The sequence below is a fragment of the Mycobacterium sp. genome, assembly GCF_035623875.1.
Taxonomy (GTDB): Bacteria; Actinomycetota; Actinomycetes; order Mycobacteriales; family Mycobacteriaceae; genus Mycobacterium.
Genome location: NZ_DASPSP010000047.1, coordinates 1 through 5,846, shown reverse-complemented (window position 1 = coordinate 5,846; position 5,846 = coordinate 1). Strand labels below are relative to the sequence as shown.

The 5,846-nt window shown below is 66.5% G+C and carries 5 protein-coding genes; 2 read left to right on the top strand and 3 right to left on the bottom strand.

Annotated elements, in window-relative coordinates; translation table 11 throughout:
• Window positions 1-690: anhydro-N-acetylmuramic acid kinase (locus VEI45_RS04230; RefSeq protein ID WP_324850438.1), on the top strand; the 690-nt coding region annotated here is incomplete at its 5' end.
• Between the two features lie 129 nt (window positions 691-819).
• On the opposite strand, the gene VEI45_RS04225 is transcribed toward VEI45_RS04230, so the two are convergent.
• From VEI45_RS04225 to VEI45_RS04215, 3 genes are all read right to left on the bottom strand, one after another.
• Window positions 820-1,836, bottom strand: a complete 1,017-nt coding sequence (locus VEI45_RS04225; RefSeq protein ID WP_324850436.1) for a serine hydrolase domain-containing protein — start codon at window positions 1,834-1,836, stop codon at window positions 820-822.
• A 20-nt stretch (window positions 1,837-1,856) separates the two neighbouring features.
• On the bottom strand, window positions 1,857-2,282 hold the full coding sequence (locus tag VEI45_RS04220; protein ID WP_324850434.1) for a nuclear transport factor 2 family protein: 426 nt from the start codon (window positions 2,280-2,282) through the stop codon (window positions 1,857-1,859).
• Between the two features lie 369 nt (window positions 2,283-2,651).
• Window positions 2,652-3,524, bottom strand: a complete 873-nt coding sequence (locus VEI45_RS04215) for an alpha/beta hydrolase family esterase (protein ID WP_324850432.1) — start codon at window positions 3,522-3,524, stop codon at window positions 2,652-2,654.
• A gap of 89 nt (window positions 3,525-3,613) precedes the next feature.
• Here VEI45_RS04215 and VEI45_RS04210 point away from each other — a divergent pair, with 89 nt between their 5' ends.
• Window positions 3,614-5,296, top strand: coding sequence for a patatin-like phospholipase family protein (locus tag VEI45_RS04210; RefSeq protein ID WP_324850430.1), 1,683 nt, complete (start codon window positions 3,614-3,616; stop codon window positions 5,294-5,296).
• The last annotated feature ends 550 nt before the right edge of the window (window positions 5,297-5,846 follow it).

Sequence of the window (5,846 nt, the reverse complement as noted above, 5' to 3'; positions counted from 1 at the left end):
GGCGCCCCGCTCGCCGGGATCCTCGACGACCTGTGGCTGCGGGGCGAGCACACGCGCGCGGCGCTCAACCTCGGCGGAATCGCGAACGTGACGATCGTCCGCCGCGGCCGTCACCCGCTCGCATTCGACACCGGCCCGGCCAACTGCCTGCTCGACGAGGCGGCGCGCCGCACGATCGGCCGGCCGAACGACGAGGACGGCCGGCTCGCCGCCCGCGGCACGCCGGACGCGGCGCTCCTCCAAGGCCTGCTCGATGACCCCTACTACGCGCTCGCGCCGCCGAAGTCGACCGGCCGCGAGCACTTCTGCCTCGACGGCCTCGGGGAGCTGCCGGATCTCGCGCCGGAGGACCTGCTGGCGACGCTGACGGAGCTGACCGCGATCACCGTCGCCGACGCGCTGACGCCGTACGCGCCCGCCGAGGTCGTCGCGTCCGGAGGCGGCGTCCGCAACCCGGTACTGCTCGCCGCGCTCGAGCGCCGCCTCCCGCTCACCGTCAGCGACGAGCACGGCCTGCCCGCGCAGGCCAAGGAGGCCTACCTGATGGCGCTGATCGGCTTCCTCTCCTGGCACCAGGCGCCGCTGCTCACCGGACCGCACGTGCTCGGACGCATCTCTCCCGGCGACGCGCCGCTCGCGATCCCGCCGCCGGCCGCCCCGCCCGAACGCCTGCTCATCCGAACGGCGTGAAGCCGATCACCGAGAGGTCGGAGAGGCGGTTGGCGCCGAGCCCGTGGTAGCAGAGGGTGTCATTGGCGGCGATGATCGCATTGGCCCGACACATCGCACGAGCGCTGCGATTCGACGCAACGCCCGCGATCAGGGCGATCGAGAAGCGATAACCGTTTTCGCGATATCCAGCGCCAGCTGGTAGGGCTCGGGCTCGTTCCGGTTGGTCAGCACTACCACCGTCATGTGCCGCTTCGGGTAGCGCACGATCACAGTGCGGAAACCCACCGTCTCGCCGGAGTGCCACAGCGTCTCGCCGGTGATGCGCCAGCCGTAGCCGTACTCGATCTCGGGGTCGTCGGTGTGCGTCGCGGGTGTGAACGCCGCCCGTAATGAGCTCGGATGCAGCAGGCGCCCGTCGTACAGCGCGGCATCCCATTTCGCGAGATCGTCGATCGACGAATAGATTCCGCCGTCCCCGAGCACCGCACTGGTCTGGTCTTGGTCGGTGCGGTTCCAGTGGCCCGCCTCTTCCGTGTAGCCGAACGCGCGATTGTCCACCGTCGAGATACCTTCCTCGTACGCCACGGTGTTGAACATGGCGAGCGGTTGGAAGATGCGTTCACGCAGGAACGTCGCGAAGGTCTTCCCCGACGCCTGCTGCACGATCAGCGCCAGCAACGCATAGCCGCTGTTGCTGTACCGATAGCCGGTGCCAGGGCGAAAGTAGGTGTGATCCTGCGTTTCCAGCAGCCGCAGCACATCCGCGTCGTGCAACTGCGCAGCGAAGGTTTCCGGGATCACATCTTCGTAGTCGATGAGTCCCGAAGTGTGCGTTAGCAGGTGGCGAATCGTGACCGCCTCGGCGGCCTTCGGCAGCGAAGGCAGCCACTTATGGCCGCGGTCATCGAGCTTGAGGCGACCGTCCTCGGCCAGCAGCAGGATGCTCGCGGCGGTGAACTGCTTGGTGACCGATGCGAGCCGGTAGTTCGTCTCAGGCGTGGCTGGTGCGCCGGCTTCCAGGTCCGCGAGGCCGTAGCTTGCGCGCACGACCGGCTGACCGTCGCGCAGCACGAGCACCGCCGCGCCCGGCACGTCGCCTGCGTAGTTGCGCAGCAACGCATCGACTTCCGACTTCATCGCGCAATCGCCCACGCGGGTGAACAACAGGTTCTCGTAGTCATAGCTCAAATCCATTGAGGCAAAGCATCACTCACAGGGGTATTCTGCGCCCCGGCAACCCACCATCGACCTCCTCGCCTCGCCAGCACGTACATCGCCATCTCGCTGAACTCGCCGTTGAGTGCTCGCCGACGGATCTGGGTCACAACCACGCCGGGAGCGGGGCTGGTGGTTTGGACGATCTCGAAGCGAGATGCCGGGGTGACCGGCTTTCCGCCCATCATCTGCCGGTGAATTGCGTTGAGCTGAGCGAACCCGTGAACAACCTGGCCCTTCGGCGTACCCCAAAGGATGTCTTCCGCGAACAGTTCGTCGTATACGTCGGCCTGACCGGTGTTGTACCCGCGTTGCAGAGTGTGCAGGAGTGCGTTGACCGCGGCGTCGGTATCAACGCTCGGCTGATCGAGCGCCGGGCGATCGAGTTGTGCCATAGCCGCGATGGTAAAACCTCCACTCTGGTTTAGGTCAAGACAGCTCCACCCAAGGCGCGCGACCCTGTGTTCGCCCGCCTTGCGTGATTGTTGAGCCACAACGCTTCGGCAAGCATCGCGCGCGGCTTGTCGCTGAAAAGTAGCTATTAGGAGGGCATTTCGTATATTGAACGACGCCGCCCAGCGCCGGTTCTCCCACCGCTGAGCTTCGACCCGCAGCGAAATACCCGCGGCCACAACGAAAGTCATCATTGCGATGCGGACAACACCCGACGCCCGTCGCGGGCAAACAGCTCGAACGCCGCACCCACCTGGAGGCGGTCGGCGGCACGCTGCTCCACCTGGTGGGCCTGATCCCGGGGCTCTAAATCAGGCAGGGTGGGCCGCGAAGAACTGCCAGATGGTCTGGGTGGCATTCAGTGCGTGCGCTGGGCCAAATCGCTCGAGGAAGGTGGTACCGCCGGGCCACTGGTGTCGGCCGCCCTCGATGGTGATCAACTGGACGCTGCGATGATCGGCGCACACGGCGGTCGATGTGGTGACCGGGGCCTTGATCGTGACAGCGGGTGGGCCACATTGGTCGACGTTGCGCCAGAACGCGTTGACGTCAGGTATCGATGGGCCGTTGACGGTGCTCGCGCCCTGACCGCCGTTGTAAGGGACCAGCCGGTCAGCGGTGCCGTGGATGTGGATCACCGACGTCGGGTGCGGGGCGGTGCAGGCGTCGAGCATAGTGGCCGCATCCGGGCCGATGGCAGCGAAGATGCCGCTGTTGCAGGCCAGCGCGTAGCTCATGATGCCGCCGTTGCTGATCCCGGTGACATAGACCCGCGACTTGTCGATCGGTAGTGCAGCCTCGATCTCCCCGACCATCGTGGTGATAAAGCCGACGTCGTCGATGTTCTCCCGCTCAGCCTTGCCGCAGCAGCCGTGCGCATTCCAGGTCTGCCCGATGCCGTCGGGGTAGGCGACGACGAACTTCGCCGAGTCGGCCAATGCATCCCAGCCGTAGGAGTTTTCGGCTTGCTCGGCGTCGCCGAACGCGCCGTGCAGCATGACCACCAGCGGTGGCGCCGCCGCCAGGCCCGCCGGCTTGTGGATCCGGTAGCTGCGGTCCAACCCGCCGAACGGCATCGTGTGCACGGTCGTGCCGTCCGGGAGCAGTGTTTGCGTTCGATGCGCAGCAGGACACCCCGACAGGGCGAGCAGCACGCCGAGCAGCGCGGTAAGCCGAACGAGCATGCATCAAAGGTACTGGTTGCGCATGGGTTTGCGGCCCGATCCGCACCCTCCCATGGTGCGCCCTCGGCGCTGCGACGAAACTGATCCCCATGCAGATTCCGTTCGCCGACGCGCTGCTCAGCCGCCTCGGCCGCCGCGAGGCCGGGCTGGAACTCATCGAGGAAATCGAAGACGAGGCGCTCGACGCCGTCGACGGCGCCGATCTGCTGTCGGCCGAGCCGGCTCTGCTGTTGCAGCGGATGGAAAACCGGCTGATCCGGCATCAGCTCGCCGAGCCGGAGGTGTTGAGCGCCGAGTCGCTGCGCAAGCTGCGCTACATCCTCAACTTCGCCCGGCTCGCCGACTTCGAACCGGGTGCGGCGGGCCCGGGCGGAAGCCGTGGGCGCGGCGACGTCTCGGTCGGCGCCGAGATCGCGCCGTGGCGGTCCCGGGTCGCCGACACGCTATACGGACCGCTGCGCGAGGAGCCGGATCCGGTCACGGCGCTGAAAACCGCACGAGACGCGCTGGCGGGTCTGGCCGCCGACCAGGACGACCAACGGCAAGTGCTCATCGAGCGACACGGGAATGACTTCTCTCCAGCCGAATTGGACGCCGAGGTCGGCTACAAGAAACTCGTCACGGTCCTCGGCGGCGGTGGTGGCGCGGGTTTCGTCTACATCGGCGGCATGCAGCGGCTGCTGGAAGCCGGCCAGTTGCCCGACTACATGATCGGCGCGTCGATCGGGTCGATCCTGGGCAGCCTGGTGGCTCGCGCCTTGCCGGTGCCGATTGAGGAGTACATCGCGTGGGCGAAATCGGTGTCCTACCGCGCCATCCTCGGACCTGAACGGCTGCGCCGTCGTCATGGCCTGGCTGGGATGTTCGCGTTGCGCTTCGACCAGTTCGCCCACGCGATGCTCAGCCGCGAAGACGGCCAACGAATGCGCATGTCGGACTTGGCGATTCCGCTCGACATCGTGGTCGCCGGTGTGCGCAGGCAACCGTATACGGCGCTGCCGTCACGGTTCCGCCGTCCCGCCTTGGCGGCCCTGCAGCTGCGATCGGTTCCGTTTCGCCCGATCGGCATCGGCCCGGTGGTGGGCGCCCGGATGTGGCAAGTGGCCGCGTTCATCGACTTGCGGGTCGTCAAGCCCATCATCATCGGCGACGACGACCCGGCACGCGACTTCGACGTCGTCGACGCCGCGTCGTTCTCGGCGGCCATTCCTGGTGTGCTGCATCACGAAACGAGCGACGAGCGGATGATCCCGACCCTCGACGCTCTTTTCGAAGAGAAGGGCGTCGCGGCGCTCGTCGACGGCGGAACGGCCAGCAACGTCCCGATCGAACTGGCGTGGAAGCGGGTCCGCGACGGCAGGCTGGGTACCCGCAACGCGTGCTACCTGGCTTTCGATTGCTTTCACCCGCAATGGGATCCGCGGCACCTGTGGCTGGTGCCGATAACCCAGGCTATCCAGCTGCAGATGGTACGTAACCTGCCCTACGCCGATCACCTGGTCCGATTCGAGCCGACACTGTCGCCGGCGAACCTGGCGCCCTCCGTCGCGTCCATCGACCGTGCGAGCAGATGGGGTCGCAACAGTGTCGAGCAGGCGATCCCGGTGACGACGGCGCTGCTGGAACCGACTTGGTGGGAAGGCGATGGCCCCCCGACCGCCAAGCCCAAGACACTGCCGAAATCGGTGGCGTCGCCGATGAGCTCGGTGATGGCTGCCATTCACGTGCCGACGAATCGCTTTGCCCGCTGGCGGAGCCGTTACCTGAGCTGACGTCCGGTCGCGCCTCGGTTTGTCGCTGAGATCTGAGAAGAGGCGGCCGTCACCGCGCGGGGCCTGCTCATGATTGCGATCGAGCAGCGAATCAGGGAAGAAGGGTGACGCGTTGGTCAACATGCTCCCGCCAGTCGAACGTCCGACGGCGCGGGTTGCGAAGAAAGCTAAACCCGCCCCCGCGCATCGTCCAGCCAGGGCCGCTTCGGGTGAGCGCAAAGCACTGAGCAGGCATTGATCAACGAAAGCAGCCTCGGTGCGGAGGCTGTCGCTGAAATTTCGCTCAGAGGCGGGCATTTCGCGTCGTCATTCGGTCGTGTGATACCAGGTCGACTATCCGCCGGGATTCGCTACGCTGGCATAAGTAAGCATCGACAACGGCCCTCATCCATCCCGGACCGGTCTACGCGGCCTGGCCAGTAAGGCATCTGCGCGAATGGCCATCGCTGGTGGAATTGCCTTGCTTACGCTTGCTGCGGCGGCCTCGGCCAGGTACGCAGCGCACACAGCGGGAAGCGGCAGGAAACCAGGCGCGGCTCCGGCAACCGAA